Genomic DNA, 16,652 nt, shown 5'->3' on the forward strand with positions numbered 1-16,652 from the left:
GGTTGGGAGGTTGAAGGTTGGGAGGTTGAAGGTTGGGAGGTTGAAGGTTGGGAGGTTGGGAGGTTGAAGGTTGAACGCGATGGACTTCGTCCCGCTTTCAGCGAACCCGTGGCCTATTGGCCAAGGTTGAAGGTTGGAGGGTTGAACGCGATGGCGTGGCCTATTGGCCAAGGTTGAAGGTTGAAGGCTTGGAGGTGGTTTTTGTCCAGGCGTCCGTTGTAGGGTAGGTTGGAGTTTGATGATTGACGGTGAGGGAATCTCAAATTAACATTACTGATTACTGATTACTGATTACTGATTACTGATTACTGATTACTGATTACTGATTACTGATTAATGATTACCGATTACCCTCAATCGTTCCACCATTGACCAACGCCTTGCCTGTTGCTGTTGCTAGAGAAAACTGCACAGGTTAAATAGCCTGACATCTATATACTAGTAGAGTGCTGTCTCAATCGGTTATGGATGCATCTAGATACTCGACAATTCGGGTATTTGACCCAACCAATAACGAAAAAGGCTACAAAGTCTGCCATCAACAGGAAGCACAGGAGTTTTTTCAACAAACACTCCTGGGATTGGATCAAAAGGAAAGGTTATTAGCTCAGTGGGAGCGAGGTATCCAGGATTTACTGCTATCCTGGTTTCGTGCTGAGCTATCTACTGTTGATACTACATGTGATCCTAAATACCGGGCGTTAGCTGGACTGTGTCTTCGGTGCTATGTTTCAATGCCTATCCTAAAGGCTTGTAAAAAACTAGCGAGTCAGTTTTGCCTTGACTATCGGTTAACTTACCGTGAGCTGCTATCCTATGTACTCAATGATGATGGCAAAACTCCGATTATTCTCGATAGTGATGGCAAAGCTCAACTGGTTGTTAATAAGCAAGGTGAGATTGAACCTGGACTTGGTCAGTTTTTTACGATTGATGTCTTGGCAAGCTATCGTCTGAACTCACCAGCTCGCTTCAGTTTGGACAATTGGGCATATCTGAAAACCAAACAACATCCTGATATCAAACGTTGCTTAGCTGAACAGGGATTGCCCTTGTCCAGTAACTGGTCACTGTTGGGACGAGTTAAACTCAGACACCTTGAACAGCTCTATCCACGCGATCGCAAACTAGTAGAAACCTTCCATACTGTCTATTCTCAAGACAGACAACAGCAACGGCGCCATAGAGTTAACCATAAACTTAACCCTAGAGTTAACCAATGCCTTGAGCCTAGGGATGACCAACTCCAAGACATGCTCCACCTGTTGCCAGAACGTGGTGTTATCATCAATTCCACCAAAGAGCTTCACAAAGAACTAACCAGGATAGCCAAGGGTCTGCAAGAAGAGGAGATTTGGAGCCGCAGAGGAAGTCCGATCTGGGAACCTCTAGAAGCACGGGATCCAGAAACTGGCGAGTATGTCCCCAAAGAATTACCTGATCTAAACTCTATTAATACCATAGATCATTTAGGACAATCTGAATTGCAGGATTTTCTTGAACAGGGACTGATTGAGGTTTTAGATCACGCGATAGCGCAAGCCTTGGCTGAGCACATTGCCTCTTTAGAGCAAAGTCGCCGTTACGCTTGTTTTGCTTCAAAGGTTATCCCAGGTTTCCGATTCCTTTACTGTGAGGGTAAGTCTCTTAAAGAGATAGCAACCCTTGTGAAGATGACCAATCATTCCCAAGCCAGCCGAGTCTTGGCACCAGGGAAACTGCTGAATCGCGTTCATTATCTGAGTGTAGAAAATTTTTTCCAGCTTATCTCAACAACTACTAAGGGATTAGCTCTGGAAGAAAATGCCACAAAGCTCGATTATTTGAGTAACCTGATGCAGGAAGTAGAGGCTTTCTTGAACACACAAGTTTTTCAAGAAGCGGTAGCAGAACTGAGTACTTCTAAAACCCGTTCAATGGCTAGTTTATATGCTCAGCGATTGTGCCGATATCTAGATGAACACAATCAAAAAAAATAAGGATGAAACTAATGAATAAGGATAGGACAGATTCCAGGGATATAGCCCTTGCAAACCGAGAAGTATTTTGGCTAGAACCTGAAGACTTTGAGCAAGCGATAAAGATTAGTGAAAAAGTTAATAGTGAGGCCAAAAATTGGCCAAATTATCTAAATAGTTTAGCCTTATTTGGTTTTGAAAGATGGTTAGAAGAACGGGTTAAGCTGCCAATTAATAAGGATAAATGTTCGGTGTTTCAACCAGAGTATGCTAATCTGATTGAAACGGTATGTAATTTTAAAGTTGGTAATTTTAATCTGTGTATAATTGTCACGGAAACCCTCATATATCCAGGGGTTAATATACCAATAGCTGCTGTTGAATTACCAGAACTTGCCGCTCATTTTTATATCATAATTGAGGTGAAAGAAACCCAAGAACAGGGTATTATTAGAGGTATTTTACGTCACGACGAGTTGGTTAACTATCGCGAAACAGCTAACTTACCACAAGGTAACCGTAACTATAACTTACCTCTGTCTTTATTTGATCAGCAACCAAATCATTTACTGCACTACTTGCGTTGGTTAGATTCCCAAGAGATCACAATTCCAGTTGCTGATACTAAGCGTTCTGTTCAGGAAATCCTACCATTCTTTGCTGAAACAGCCATTAATACAGCAGAATGGCTGCGAGGAGAAATGGATGAGTTAGCAAGCTGTTTATCTTGGCAACTGCTTCCTGACTATACCTTTTCTAAGCCATCAATGCGTCGGATTAGTCCAGTATCGGATGAACCAGACAGATATCGAGCGATCGCTAAAGAGTTGAGAAGACAAAAAGGATTAATTGTTCCGTCTCATGCTCGTGGCTCTTACCAAACTGTTAATTTAAATGGCATTCTGTTCAAACTATGTGCTGTTACCTGGTTCATTTACCAGAAAGCACCAGAAGATACTCGAGAATGGGCATTGCTATTGCTAATCGAAGACTGTCTTGGTAATACACTTCCCCCTGGTATGAAGTTACGAATCAGCGAATTCACTGGTGTTGTCTCTGAAGCGATATTGGTAAATGAACGTTATCTCCATGTTGCAGTAGCAGGTAGGTGGAACCAAAAATTTGTAGCTACCATTTCTCTAAGTAATGGAGCCTCATTAACCCTACTTCCCTTCGCTTTTGATCCTGATAAATGTTTATGATATTTTAAGAGGGAGTAGGGAGTAGGGAGTAGGGAGTAGGGGGAATAAAAAAGTAACAAATTACCATTTTTAAATTGGAGCGAAGCGATGTTTCAAGCCCCCGACTTCATTTGTAGTATTTTTTTTAATTTTTAATTGATAATTTTGAATTGGAGCGAAGCGATTGACAACTAATCATCAAAGTAGTTTTAGACTAAATGTTTGGCAAGCTGATTCATCCTGTCTGTTTTATTTACGGGGTAATCACGGACAGGAAGTATCCGCAAAGTTGGACTATCCAGCTAAAGTAATAGACTGTTATGAGGAGTGGCGATACCTTTACCTCCAGTTTTACCCGAAATTGCGAGCAAGAGAATTATCCAGTGGTGCCATCACACCATTAGTCGATGACTTGGGACATGAATTAGAAGAAGCAAAAGAGATATTTCTGGATGTCTTTCAACGGTGGTTAGGTCAATTACAGACTATTCGAGAAACAATTCAACATCAAATTTTCACTATTGCTAGAAAGGAATCACAGTCAAAGAAGACAGCAGAAGCCTATCGAGAAGTAGCTATTTTTATAGCCTGCGATTCTGTGGAATTGGCACGGCTTCCTTGGGAAGCATGGCAGTTGCTTCCAGAGGATATCCCCAGTGGGAGAATTCGGATTACCAGGATTCCGATGACTACTCAGGGAGAAACAATAGCGCTAGATAATATGCGCCATGGGAAACCTCGGATTTTAGCGATTTTGGGGGATAATACAGATCTGAATTTGGAGAAAGATAAGCAGGCTCTTAAGTTGCTCAAAGGAGTTGCTCAAGTAGAGTTCTTTGACTGGCAACACCAAGAAGATGGGGTGAATCTTAAAGCAGCACTGGCGGCAGAAATAACCGATGAAAGGGGGTGGGATGCTCTATTTTTTATGGGTCATAGTGATGAAACAAAAGTTACTGATGGAAAATTAGCGATCGCGCCAGAGCAGTTGGTATCTATCAGTGAAATAAAGGAATACCTAACTACTGCTAAAAATCAGGGACTTCAGTTGTGCGTCTTTAACTCCTGTAATGGTCTAAAAATAGCGAATCGGTTGGCTGATTTAGGATTGCAAGTGGTGATCATGCGGGAGGAAGTTCATGATAATGTTGCTCATGTATTTCTCAAAGAATTTTGCAGCAGCTTAGCTCAGTATCAGGATGTCCAGGAAGCAATGCTGGCAGCTTGTCGCAATTTACAGGTAAGTGAAAAATTTGTCTATCCATCAGCTTACCTGATTCCTTCGTTTTTTAGTCCCTATGGTGCTAAGCCATTTCGGATTGAGCCTTGGGGTTACCAGAAACTACTTCAGCAGTGGCTACCTAAACCAAAAGAAGCGATCGCATTAGCTAGTGTGCTTTTAGTTAGCGCTATGGTTCCTGTACAAGACATGTTGCTAGATGGGCGAACGTTTCTTCAAGCTGTCTATCGCGATAGCACAAACCAGTTTCCTCGGGAGGGGTTATCCTCGGCGAAGCCACGCTCTGTACTGTTAATTGCTATTGATCAAGACTCAATCAATCAGGCGCAACTGGAGATTAAAGGCTTTAAAACCCAGCCGATGGAACGGGAATACCTTGGCAAATTAGTCAGACAACTCTCGAACTCAGGCGCTAAGGTAATTGGAATTGATTATCTGCTCCATACCCAAGAACCGAGAGAGGAAAAACTGGCTAGTGCGATTCAATCCGCTGTCAGTCAACAGGATACCTGGTTTGTCTTTGGGGTCAATCAGGATAAAAATCGCAAGGTGTTTCCGAAAATTGCTAGCCCTAAATGGAGTCTACAAGGGGATATTACTTTTTTCCGTTGGGATATGGAACTCCCGCAGGATGCCACCTGCAACAAGTCATGTCCTTTTGCCTATCTACTGGCTCTATCACACCAGTTGCACCAACAGCCAAACCACGGGATAGGATTAAATCCTAATTTTGAAAGTACCACCAACTTTCAGCAGCAAGTTAGTCAGTATCTTCAGCAAGTCAGTAGCCAGGATAATGCGATTGGCCGTAGGCCACGCTACGCGAACGCATCCGTTAAACCAAAGAATCTACCTTTTGCGATTGGCCGTAGGCCACGCTACGCGATCGCATCCGTTAAACCAAAGAATCTACCGTTAGGGATGCGCTATATTATTGACTTTTCTATTCCTCCAGAACAGGCTTATGAGCACAAGCCTGCTTGGGAATTCCTCAAAAGTGACTTTTCTAACATTGAGCAGCAAGTGGTTATCATTGCCTCTGGGGGATATGATGAAGCCGAGGATAATTTTTCTCTACCTCTAGCTATTGAATATTGGTGTAATCCACTGAATCGAACCAGAAAGCCACCAGATACTTGTCCCAAGGTATTTACCGGAGGTGAAGCCCATGCTTACATGGTTCACCATTTTTTATCGCAGCATACAATAAAATTAATTCCCGACAGCTGGATGATTCTATTAGCAGCATTGTCAGGAAAAGGAACAATGCTGCTACTGCTCCAGCAAAAGCCTCAAGAACGACAGCAATCAATATTGATATTATTTGGTGCTACAGCGGTCTATGGAATAATCGGACTACAGGCTTATATCTCAGCTTCTCTTTTAATGCCTATAGCTTTACCATCAATTATACTCTGGTTTTATATTATTTAGTTAATTATTAATTGGTAATTATTAATTTAATTTCCGGCAAGCCTTTAACATTTAAATCCTATGTATCGATTAATTAGAGTCTTTTATCTACTGCTAATTACTGGAACGATGAGTATTAGTTGTCCGACCTCATCAGTATCAATTGCAGCTTCGTTTACCAGTCAAGGGAATCAAGTACCGAAAGCAGTGAGTCAAACCAAACAGGAAACACAATCTGTATGGGCTAAGATCCGAGATATTTTTCGTAGGAAGAAGGATGAAGCAGGTACCCATGGAGAGTTTTGTTCAATTTCCCCTAATATTGCTGCCTATCGCACCTGGAGTGACCAACCTCTATTTGCTTGGGAAGGAAGTGTTAATATCATTCAAGTTCGTTCCTCTCGCAATGGACAAGCGTTATGGTCTTATCAGGTAAACGATAATCAGACTAGTGTTATGTACAATGCTGATGGTAAAGGTCAGCCACTTCAACGAGGTAAAGAATATTATTACTGGGTAGAGTACAACACAACGGATAATAATGGACAACTAATTACAGATACCGAAACTATTCCCTTTCAAGTTATGGGTGCTGAAGCGTATCAGATTATCCAAGCTGAATTGCCAGCTGAGCAGTTTCGAGATCAGCATGCGAGTTACTTTGCTGATCGCGATCTTTTCCTAGATGTGGTACGAGTGATTTCGGTGTTTGGGGACTTAGATAGTTGGAAAACTAATACTGAGGAATTATATCAAGAGTTTTGTGAGTAGTCAAGGACTAATTTATCTTAAAAATTACTGTAAAATAAATTAATATTACTCCTGACTCAAAGCTCCTCAATCGGAGGATAGTTTGTTATGTCAAAATCAGGTATTATCAGTCTTCACAATTCATAATTTTTAGTTTTCATAGTCTAACGAGACTAGGGCGTGTCTTCAAACTCCGAGTACCCCCGTTGGTCCCCCTTAAAAAAGGGGACTTTGAGTATGGCTCCCCCCTTAATAAGGGGGGCTGGGGGGGATCTAATATCTTGCGGAAAACTTTGAAAACACGCCCTAGTCTTAACTACAGGAATTAGACGTAAGCATTCAGCCGTCAGCCGTTGGCCTTTGGCCACGCTACTTGAGGTGCCGTCAGCCGTCAGCCGTTGGCCTATGGCTGATAGCTGAATGCTGAATGCTGAATGCTGAATGCTGATAGCTGAATGCTGATAGCTGAATGCTGAATGCTGAATGCTGATAGCTGAATGCTGAATGCTGATAGCTGAATGCTGAATGCTGAATGCTTACAATTAGACAGCAAATCGACTTGTAGTGTTCTACTAGCTATAGTTTTTTTTGAATAGTTTTGCCTAAGTCCTAAACTAGTTTCATATTTCCTTAAAGCTCTCTTAACAAAACCATTAATTATATTGATAATAACTTGATGCACGTTGTCCGGAACACCTGATAAGATCGTTCTAATCAACGTCAAGATTGTTTTTACAGAAACCTGGAACGGCATAGGAAGCTATAGTTATCAACATTCATTGAGGGGTTTGAGGGAGCTCCTGAATTATATTAGCGCTGTTAGTTCTAACCTCTCGTTGCTAGATAATTGATCAACTACCAATCTAATCAGCCATTAAAGTTAATTCTTGTTTGAACAGTCAGTAGTAACCAAATGTAGTCGAGATAATCTAAAAATGAAAAAAAAACTGGCCAAAATTGTTAATACTGCAGTCACCAGTGTTGCTCTTTGTATTGCGATCGCATGTTACGTTTATAAAGCAGAGGCTGCTCCTGTGTTTCGGAATATTTCCTGGGAAGGAATTAATGGGTTGAGAGTTGAATTTATGTTCAGGTTCGACCAGCAGTTTGTAGTGGGATTTTAAGATAAACCCTCCTAAATAGCCTCAAAAGTAGATCCAGAGCTAGGTAATAGTCCATCAGCAGTATCTCCTTCTCTTGATGCAGTCGCTGCTCCACGTGGGTTTCAGTCATTTTGGTAGCGCCGACGTATTTCCGAGATCTTGCACCATTGTCATTAATCGTAGGCTGGGCAGTGCCTACCAACGCCCTTTGCAAGGTTCATGATCTGTGGTGCACTGCCCACCCTACATGAACCTTGGGTTTCAGTCATTTTGGTAGCGCCGATGTATTTTCCTAGCTCTGCTTCGCTTTTAGGGGATTTCGAGTCTAGAGCCTTTGAAAGTACCACTAGGAGCAATCGTCACCGTTAATAAACTATAGCGCTGTGCCCAGGGAATAGGAAATAGTTACAAAAACAGACCCCGGCGCGGGGAGATGTCCATCTCCCCATCTGCATCTTAGCGTGCTACTTTTATGAATTGGTATTATGTATTGATATTATTTCGGTGGTGGCTTCCAGGGTAAAATAAAATCTACTAATGAGTCAAACAAAATGGTCTAACTTCTACAAATTAGAAGACTGGTGGTCTGTATGGATTGGTCTGCTGTTATTGGGGACGGTGTTTAGTGGCATCATAACCGTTGTGCCAAAGATGCCTAAATGGAAAGGGATAGATTTCTTATCGGCACTCCCCTGGGAATTGTTTCCTAAACTGGCATTGCTCGCCATTGGTTTATGTGCTCTGTTTACCCTTGGCAACCTGGTAATGAAGGGAAAAGAAGGCAGAAACATGATACCAGGCTTTTTGGTTATCTTTCTCTTGTCAGTTTTATCCTATATACTTGGGAATTCACAGACCGCTAAAGCAATTAACCTCGGCTATGCTTTCTGGGCATTGTTGATTGGACTAATCATCAGTAATACGATTGGTACACCAAGGTGGATGATGCCAGCGGTGCGTACTGAATATTACATCAAGACTGGCTTAGTGATTCTCGGTGCAGAAATTCTCTTTAACCGAATTGTCGAATTCGGACCCTATGGTTTAGCGTCCGCTTGGCTGGTTACGCCTATTGTGATCATATTTATGTATCTGTTTGGTACTCGGGTTCTGAAAATGCAGCAGAAATCACTGGTGATGGTAGTCGCCACATCCACATCAGTGTGTGGTGTATCAGCCGCTATTGCAGCAGCAGCAGCCTGTAAGGCTAAGAAAAACGAGTTGACTTTAGCTGTAGGGATGACTCTCATTTTTACTGTTGCCATGATGGTGATCATGCCCTTGTTTGTCAAGGCTGTAGGTATGAATGAATTAGTCAGTGGTGCATGGCTGGGGGGAACCATTGATTCTACTGGCGCAGTTGTCGCTGCTGGTGAAACAGTAGGGGAAATTGCTGGTCAAGCAGCTGCTTTAGTTAAGATGATTCAAAATATGCTGATCGGAGTGATAGCTTTTGCGATCGCTTTATTTTGGGTGTTTTTTATAGAGCGCGAGCCAAATGCTCCTAAACCACAACTGAGGGAATTATGGGTACGTTTGCCCAAGTTTATCTTAGGTTTTATAGCTGCTTCTCTGTTAGTATCCTTTGTTTGTATTCCCTTGATGGGGATGGATACAGTTAAAAACATTCTTAGTCAAACCAAGATCTATCGTGGCTGGCTATTTTGTATCGCATTTTTGTCCATTGGTCTAGACTCGAACTTTCGGGATTTAGGAACACAACTTCAGGGTGGTAAACCCATGATTCTTTATTTGGTAGGGCAGAGTTTTAACATTGTCCTGACTTTGGCTATAGCTTGGCTAATGTTAAGCGGAATTATTTTTCCTATACCGGAGTTAGCACAGTGATAAACACTATCCGAAAATCCCTAATCTTTTTGATTAGTATTTGCTCACTTCCGCTACTACTGTGGTTATTGAATAGCTTGATAGTAGGTGGTTATTTGGGGTCGAGCGTACAGGATATATACGAAAACGAGAGTGATGCTTCAGGAATTTTCTGGACAGATGTAGAGATACTATCTCATGATTAGCCTATTCAACTATAGCAGTTATCTATTGAGTTGGTAACTGCTATGGATAGCAGAATATATCATATAATTTCTGATAAATCTAACGTAAATTCAGGCAAAACATCTTCTCCTGATAAGGTTTTCGGAGATTGGATAATTTCTACCTCTTGATTGGGACGATAGATTTCCACAACCTTATTTTGGGGATCGATTAACCATCCTAATCTAGTCCCATTTTCCATATATTCTCGGAGTTTAGCTTGCACCATTTTCAGGGAATCACTGGGAGAACGCAATTCGAGCACAAAATCAGGACATAAAGGAACAAATTTATCCTGTTCTTCTGATGTTAACCCTTCCCAACGCTCTCGTTTAACCCAAGACACATCAGGAGAACGATTTGCTCCATTAGGCAGTTGAAATCCTGTATTAGAGTCAAAAGCAACACCAAGTTTCATTTGACTGCTCCACAATTCTAGTTGAGTCGATAGTTTAATATTTCGTCTACCTGTATTTCCTCCGGTAGGTAACATGATTATTAAATCTCCTTCAGAGGTGCGCTCAAATCTTAAATCCCTGTTATCTTGACAAAGCTGGAAAAATTGTTCGTCACTTAAATTAATAGTTAATTCGAGGTTATCAGGTAAATATACCATGTTAATTACCTCCAAAATTATAGAATATTTTTATGAAATAACAAGTACAATTTAAGCTATTTTTACTTTTATTTTTTACTTTTTAAGCCTCAATTTTCAAAACTTCCACCATCGCGTGATAAGCAGCTTTAGGACGATAGGAGTTATCGAAAGGTAGAGGGGAATCTGGTTTACCAAAGAAATCGGGAATCCAAGAATGATGATCTGCAAATTCCCAAGTTAGGAACGCTGTACAATTGGGAGCCTCTAGACAAACTTGCAGGATATCTTGATATACCTTTGTCTGAGCAGCCACCCGTTCTTCTGGTGTGCCACTATCATCATGAATTTTTACGGAACTCCTAAGGCTGAAAGCCCCGTGTTTTTAAACCGGGGATGAAAGACCGTAGCGACTTGAGTCGCCGAGTTGACAATACATTGGCGCTAGGGTGTAATTAAAGTATAGGGTACAGGCTGAGAAACCGCAGGCTGAGCCGGGAGAGAGACCCGTAACTTACCGACCTGAAAGTAGTAATGCCCGGAGGGCTTGAAGTTACCGTAAGTAGAGGGTCGCCTTTATAGTCGGCAGGTTATGCAGCATAGGGAAAAGGTTTTGTAGTAAGGCTCCACTCTACTAAGGTTTCGTCTCTGGGAAAATCCTCCTTAAAAACCCAATCATCAATTAACCGTTGGTGTGTGAACCCAGCAAGATAACAACTTGAAATTGAACGGTACGGCGGGGCACGCCGGAACCAAGTGAAACAGGGAAGTAACGGACTTTCTAAGGCACTTCTCAATAAGTAGCTGAACGCTATCGCGAGACTAGCCCGCTGGGTCTTTCGTGAGCTGAACTGAAATCTTAGTCTTGACGGGATTTCGGCTTAGATATTGCCATTTGGACACGAAGGTTTAAGGCCGGTCAAAGATCATGGAATCCCCGTCTTTTTAAAGCGGGGAGTGTCAAGTCCATCTCGGTGACCTGAACCTGCAATCCCAACTCACCCAGACGCTTCATGTTTGCTGCTATGTCTTCTGGCTTGGGAGGATTTTGAATACTAACGTGCATCTGAAAGCCAAGGAACGTAAATTAGTGTTATTTGTATTAATCATTAAATAACTATTCAGTTATCAATCTTCGATATCGCATCCCTGGAGCCTGAGACACTAATCCCATTAGTTCCAACTGTAACAAGGCACTGGATACTGAGCCTGCTTCTAAAGCTGCTTGCTGGACAATGATATCGAATGAGGTTGGTTCAAATGCGATCGCATCCAACACTTTTGCCAATGCTGGCTCTAAGGTCGGTACAGGTAAAGCGGGTAAAGGTTGTTCTAGAGCGGAGTGGGGGTCAAGTTCTGGAATAGCTCCGAGCATTTCCAACAAGTGACCTTCACTTAAAATTACATGGGCACCCCGATTTAACAGTCCCAAACAACCGATAGAATTGGGATTATCTAAGGAACCTGGTAGTGCATAGACATCCCGACAGAACTCATTGGCGAGTCTAGCAGTAATTAGCGCTCCGGACTTATTAGGCGCTTCCATCACTAAAACTGCACGGCTTAAACCAGCAATAATCCGATTGCGTTGGGGAAAGTTGGAACGTGCGGGTTTGGTACTGGCTGGATACTCGCTGATTACCAATCCCTGTTCTTGAATTTGTTTATAAAGATAACTATTGCTCAAGGGATATACCACATCAAGACCAGTTCCCAACACTGCTATGGTTCTACCACCCGCTTCCAGACACCCACGATGGGCTTGTGTATCAATTCCCACTGCCATACCGGACACCACTGTAAAACCATGCTTAGCAAGGGTAGCACTGATTTTACGAGTCCAACGTTTACCGTATTCGCTGGGATTGCGGGTACCCACAATCCCAACTATCGGCTTGCTACCGTAATTTTCTGCTAGATCAACTACTCCGCTATAGTATAGCCTTGGGGGAGGACTAGGAATTTCTAGTAACAAGCGGGGATACTCTCCATCCGCTGGTGTCCAGAAACAAGGATTTTTGACCAAGTGTTGCTCAAGTAGCTGTTCCGGTAAGTATTGCCCACGCATTTTCACTACTCTTTCGATCAGCCGCACCCCGAACCCCTCAACTGCTCCTAACTCTGAAGCTGACGCTTTCCAAGCCTCTGCCAGAGTTCCAAACTGTTGGTGTAGCCGTTGGAGCAATACTGATCCGATACCGGGAACTTCTGACCATGCTAGCCAGTACGCACGTTCTTCTTGCTTGGTCAATCGCTTCGCTCCAATTATAAATTATCAATTCAAAATCAAAAAATACCTCATCAATCCAATTATAAATTATCAAAAAAAATTCAAAAATACTCCATAAATTCAATTATAAATTATCAAAAAAATATAATTTTCTTAATTCTTAATTCTTAATTCTTAATTCTTAATTCTTAATTCTTAAACTGGATGCTGTCCATAAAACGGCAGTACTTCTGACCAGTTGGGGCGCTTTCCCTGTTGCCAATCGAGATAAGCAAGTTCCAAGACACCCCTAGCATAACTCCCTAAATTGGCCGGAGCCTCTAGCAATCGTAATGGTGTTTCTAAGGTATCCAAAACTTGTTTCCATTGATCTGAAGTCATGACAGCATCTGGTAAAATCTTCCTCAGCCCCAAACCAGCTATTGATGGCTGATAGATGGCGGTATACAGCTGACCCCGTTGGGCAGGCATTTGAATAGCAATCTGAGTGCTTAGTGATAAGTTTTGAGTGCTAATTGCTGATTGCTGATTGCTGATTGCTGATCCCGAGTTGTCTTGATACATAGCTCCCTCTTCCCCCTCTTTCCCCTCTTCCCCTAACCAGGCGATCGCTGCCAGTGTAGAAATGCCAAACAGGGGAATATCTAACTGTTGTGCTAGGGTACGAGCAGTAACTATACCGATACGGGTACTCGTAAAGCTACCTGGTCCAATAGCTACCGCAATGAATTCTAAGTTTTCCCAACTTTGGGAATTCAGAAATTCAGTCAAGTGCTGATGCAATTGGGCAGACAACTCTCGCCCTAAGTCCCAAGTTTGGCAGCGGGTATCCTTGGCAAAGTTACTGATCACCAGCCCCAGTTGAGGACTAGTGGTGTGAAGGGCAAGAGCATATTTGTTTGGTTCGAGAATCGGCATTTTGGTATGATTTTCGATTGGAGAAGCTTGATCAAGTATCCTCAAAGCCAAAAGGTTATCACTATCCATGGATCCTACCCTGACTCAAATTGGGACTCAGATGTCCAAACTGACTGGTGTCCGAGCGATTATGAAAGATATTATCGAAACCCTACGAGCTGGTCAGGGACAAGATTGGATTAATCTCAGTGCAGGGAATCCAGTGATTTTGCCAGAAGTCGAGCAACTTTGGCGCGATTGTACGGCACAACTGTTGGCTAGCTCAGACTACGGTGAGGTGATTTGCCGCTATGGGTCATCTCAAGGATACCAGCCTCTGATCGATGCGATCGCAAAGGATTTCAATCAACGCTACGGTCTTTCCCTAAGCGATCGCCATATCCTGATTACTCCCGGTTCTCAATCCATTTACTTCTACGCCGCTAACGTTTTTGGTGGCTACACCAGCAGCGGCCAACTCAAACAAGTTGTCTTGCCCCTTTCTCCAGAATACACTGGCTATGGAGGAGTAAGCTTGACTCCAGAAGCAGTATATGCATACAAACCTACTCTGGAAATTAATCACGAGCAACACCGCTTTAAGTATCGCCCTGATTTCAGCCAATTAAAGATTAGCCAAGAGACTGGCTGTGTAATTGTTTCCCGTCCCTGTAATCCCACTGGCAATGTTATCACCGATGAAGAAGTAATCAAAATTGCCGAAATAGCTACACCATTCAATGTGCCAGTGTTGATTGACGCAGCTTATGCTCCACCGTTTCCAGCACTGAACTTTACCGAAATGACACCAGTCTTTCGAGACAATATCATCCACTGTCTGAGTTTATCAAAAGCTGGACTACCAGGGGAACGGGTTGGTGTAGCCATTGGAAATCCCAAGCTAATTAGCATTTTGGAATCCTTCCAGACCAATCTTTGTATTCATTCGTCCCGCTATGGACAAGCTATTGCCGCAAAAGCGATCGCATCTGGAGCACTCCCCGAGATTGCCACTAATGTGATTCGCCCCCACTACCAGAAAAAGTTTGTGACCCTTGAACTTACATTAGACAAATCTATGCCCAAAGACTTGCCTTGGTTCTTGCATCGGGGTGAAGGAGCTATCTTTGCTTGGTTGTGGTTACAGGATTTGCCAATTACCGACTGGGAACTGTACCAAAAGTTGAAGCAGGTGGGTGTGATTGTTGTGCCTGGGAGTACATTTTTCCCCGGCTTACGAGAAGACTGGTCTCACCAGCAACAGTGCATTCGCATCAGCCTTACCGCTACTGAAGAAGAAATTGAAATTGCCATGCAGCGTTTAGCAACATTGGTCGAGGAAGTCTATCGGATTGGGTCAGGTTAGTGTTTCCGTTGGAGATAGTGTTTCCGTTGGAGATGTTGTGATCATCTAACAGCGTTCCATAGTACTTGTTCGGTGAGTACTTATTAAGTAATATTCAAACTATATTAACAGATGGAACAGCAGCAGCTAGCACAAGTGTTGGAAACTGGCGATCTAGGGGAGTTGCTAGGCATTATTAACCAGCCTAACTTGCTCACCACCCTTGACTCTACACAGATGTGTAGGATTATCAAAGGACTTGGGCAAGTAGTGGAACAACAAACTGCTCAGTTAACTCAGGTCAATCAGCAATTACAACCGGAAATCACCAACCGTAAGCAGGTTCAGGAGAAATGGCTTCTGGGTGATCAGCAATTGGAATACCAATTTCAAAAACAGACAACAGAATTGTCCGAAGCTAATCATCAGCTGCGACAAGCAAAAGAGCAACTAGAGGCAGTTTTGGATGCTGTACCGGGAGCGGTGTCTTGGATTAGTGCTGATGGTCGATATCTTGGGGTGAACCGACATCTGGCTCAGAGCCTGCAATTACCTCCAGAGACTTTTGTCGGTAAAGAGTTGGGCTTTCTGGAGAGCAGCCCTCAGTTTGTTGGCTTTATGGGTGAGTTTCTCGCCTGTCGGGACTCAGGAGCTTCCCAGGTGGTCGAGCTGAAAGTGAAAAATTCTTCGAGATATTATCTAATTGCCGCTCAGAAGTACCAGCAAGGTGCTGCAGCCGTGTGTGTAGGGATTGATATCACCGAGCATAAACAGGCAGAATTAGCTCTACAACAGCTCAACCAAGAACTAGAACTCAGAGTCGAACAACGGACTTCTGACCTACGGTTCGTCAATGAACAACTTCGCAAAAGTGAGGAACAATTTCGCCTGATTTTTGAACTCTCTCCCATGGGTATGGCAATTACCAGCACTGATGACTCCGTGCTAAAGGTTAATCAAGCCTGTTGTGACACGGTTGGTTACACAGCCGAGGAACTGGGGCAGAAAAAGGCTACAGATATTATCCATCCCGATGATTTGACAATTAACCTTACCCCGAATCAAGACTTGTGGCCAGGAAGAACATCCCACTTTCAGATGGAAAATCGCTTACTCTCCAAAGATGGTAGAGTGATCCATGTTTTGACCAAGAAAGCAGTTTTAGTCAGGGATTCTCAAGGTAAGCCCCGAAAATTTTTTTATCAAATTGTAGATATCACCGAACGCAAGCAAGCAGAAAATCAGGTGAGAGCCTCTCTAACCGAAAAAGAGGTTTTGCTCAAAGAAATTCATCACCGGGTCAAAAATAACCTGCAAATTATTTCTAGCCTACTCCGACTACAGTCAAGGAAAGTTGAAGATCCACAAGCATTAAGTTTGTTCAAAGATTCCCAGCATCGGGTTCAATCTATGGCTCTGATTCACCAGCAGCTGTATCAATCGCCAAATTTAGCCCAGATTAATTTCGGAAAATACATTCAAACCTTAACCAATAACTTGTTCCGTTCCTACGGCATTAACCCACAGACAATCGCCCTCAATATCGAAGTTACCACAGCTCCCTTGACCATTGATGTAGCTATTCCCTGTGGGCTAATCATCAATGAATTGGTGTCTAATTCACTCAAATATGCCTTTCCTGAAAATCAAGAGGGTAAGATGGAAATCAGTCTAAGTTCAGATCAACAGGGTCAGCTAATCCTGAAGGTAAGTGATAATGGTATTGGTTTACCGGACAATTTAGACTTTCAATCCACTAAATCCCTTGGTTTGAGTATTGTTCGTAACTTGACTGCACAACTGGGGGGTAACATCATCCTTGACTGTAGCCAAGGCACTAGATTAGAAATAAAGTTTCCCCATTCACTGGATCTCTAGGGCAAGTCGA

At 42.8% G+C, this 16,652-nt stretch carries 13 protein-coding genes; 8 read left to right on the forward strand and 5 right to left on the reverse strand.

Translation table 11 applies throughout. The annotated features are described in order from the left end of the window. Positions 1-464 precede the first annotated feature (464 nt). From LYNGBM3L_RS27250 to LYNGBM3L_RS27280, 6 genes are all read left to right on the forward strand, one after another. Positions 465-1,979, forward strand: a complete 1,515-nt coding sequence (locus tag LYNGBM3L_RS27250; RefSeq protein ID WP_008189023.1) for a hypothetical protein — start codon at positions 465-467, stop codon at positions 1,977-1,979. 2 nt (positions 1,980-1,981) lie between these two features. Beyond that, positions 1,982-3,160, forward strand: coding sequence for a DUF1822 family protein (locus LYNGBM3L_RS34325; RefSeq protein WP_008189024.1), 1,179 nt, complete (start codon positions 1,982-1,984; stop codon positions 3,158-3,160). A 163-nt stretch (positions 3,161-3,323) separates the two neighbouring features. Beyond that, entirely contained in the window at positions 3,324-5,813 is a 2,490-nt protein-coding gene (locus LYNGBM3L_RS27260) for a CHASE2 domain-containing protein (RefSeq protein ID WP_008189026.1), read from the forward strand. A gap of 60 nt (positions 5,814-5,873) precedes the next feature. Then, on the forward strand, positions 5,874-6,563 hold the full coding sequence (locus tag LYNGBM3L_RS27265; RefSeq protein WP_131826972.1) for a hypothetical protein: 690 nt from the start codon (positions 5,874-5,876) through the stop codon (positions 6,561-6,563). Between the two features lie 914 nt (positions 6,564-7,477). Then, positions 7,478-7,666, forward strand: coding sequence for a hypothetical protein (locus LYNGBM3L_RS27275; protein WP_131826974.1), 189 nt, complete (start codon positions 7,478-7,480; stop codon positions 7,664-7,666). Positions 7,667-8,182: 516 nt separating this feature from the next. Next, the gene (locus LYNGBM3L_RS27280) at positions 8,183-9,493 is read left to right on the forward strand and encodes a YeiH family protein (RefSeq protein WP_008189037.1); all 1,311 of its coding nucleotides are present in this window, start codon (positions 8,183-8,185) and stop codon (positions 9,491-9,493) included. A 244-nt stretch (positions 9,494-9,737) separates the two neighbouring features. On the opposite strand, the gene LYNGBM3L_RS27285 is transcribed toward LYNGBM3L_RS27280, so the two are convergent. The 5 genes from LYNGBM3L_RS27285 to tsaB all read right to left on the reverse strand — a co-directional run bounded on the left by LYNGBM3L_RS27285 (position 9,738) and on the right by tsaB (position 13,509). Next, positions 9,738-10,313, reverse strand: a complete 576-nt coding sequence (locus LYNGBM3L_RS27285; RefSeq protein WP_008189039.1) for a Uma2 family endonuclease — start codon at positions 10,311-10,313, stop codon at positions 9,738-9,740. Positions 10,314-10,395: 82 nt separating this feature from the next. After that, positions 10,396-10,641, reverse strand: a complete 246-nt coding sequence (locus tag LYNGBM3L_RS27290) for an endo-1,4-beta-xylanase (protein WP_081431851.1) — start codon at positions 10,639-10,641, stop codon at positions 10,396-10,398. 570 nt (positions 10,642-11,211) lie between these two features. After that, on the reverse strand, positions 11,212-11,358 hold the full coding sequence (locus LYNGBM3L_RS37215; RefSeq protein WP_008189043.1) for an endo-1,4-beta-xylanase: 147 nt from the start codon (positions 11,356-11,358) through the stop codon (positions 11,212-11,214). A 51-nt stretch (positions 11,359-11,409) separates the two neighbouring features. Continuing rightward, positions 11,410-12,543: a DNA-processing protein DprA gene (dprA, locus tag LYNGBM3L_RS27295; protein WP_008189045.1), complete on the reverse strand. Its 1,134-nt coding sequence runs from the start codon at positions 12,541-12,543 to the stop codon at positions 11,410-11,412. A 174-nt stretch (positions 12,544-12,717) separates the two neighbouring features. After that, positions 12,718-13,509, reverse strand: a complete 792-nt coding sequence (tsaB, locus tag LYNGBM3L_RS27300) for a tRNA (adenosine(37)-N6)-threonylcarbamoyltransferase complex dimerization subunit type 1 TsaB (protein WP_008189047.1) — start codon at positions 13,507-13,509, stop codon at positions 12,718-12,720. Between tsaB and LYNGBM3L_RS27305 the strand changes: the two genes are divergently transcribed. Then, positions 13,508-14,785: a valine--pyruvate transaminase gene (locus tag LYNGBM3L_RS27305; RefSeq protein ID WP_008189048.1), complete on the forward strand. Its 1,278-nt coding sequence runs from the start codon at positions 13,508-13,510 to the stop codon at positions 14,783-14,785. The genes tsaB and LYNGBM3L_RS27305 overlap by 2 nt on opposite strands. Before the next feature lie 111 nt (positions 14,786-14,896). Further along, positions 14,897-16,642, forward strand: coding sequence for a histidine kinase dimerization/phosphoacceptor domain -containing protein (locus LYNGBM3L_RS34330; protein WP_008189051.1), 1,746 nt, complete (start codon positions 14,897-14,899; stop codon positions 16,640-16,642). Positions 16,643-16,652: the final 10 nt, after the last annotated feature.

It is taken from the genome of Moorena producens 3L (assembly GCF_000211815.1).
Lineage (GTDB): Bacteria > Cyanobacteriota > Cyanobacteriia > Cyanobacteriales > Coleofasciculaceae > Moorena > Moorena producens.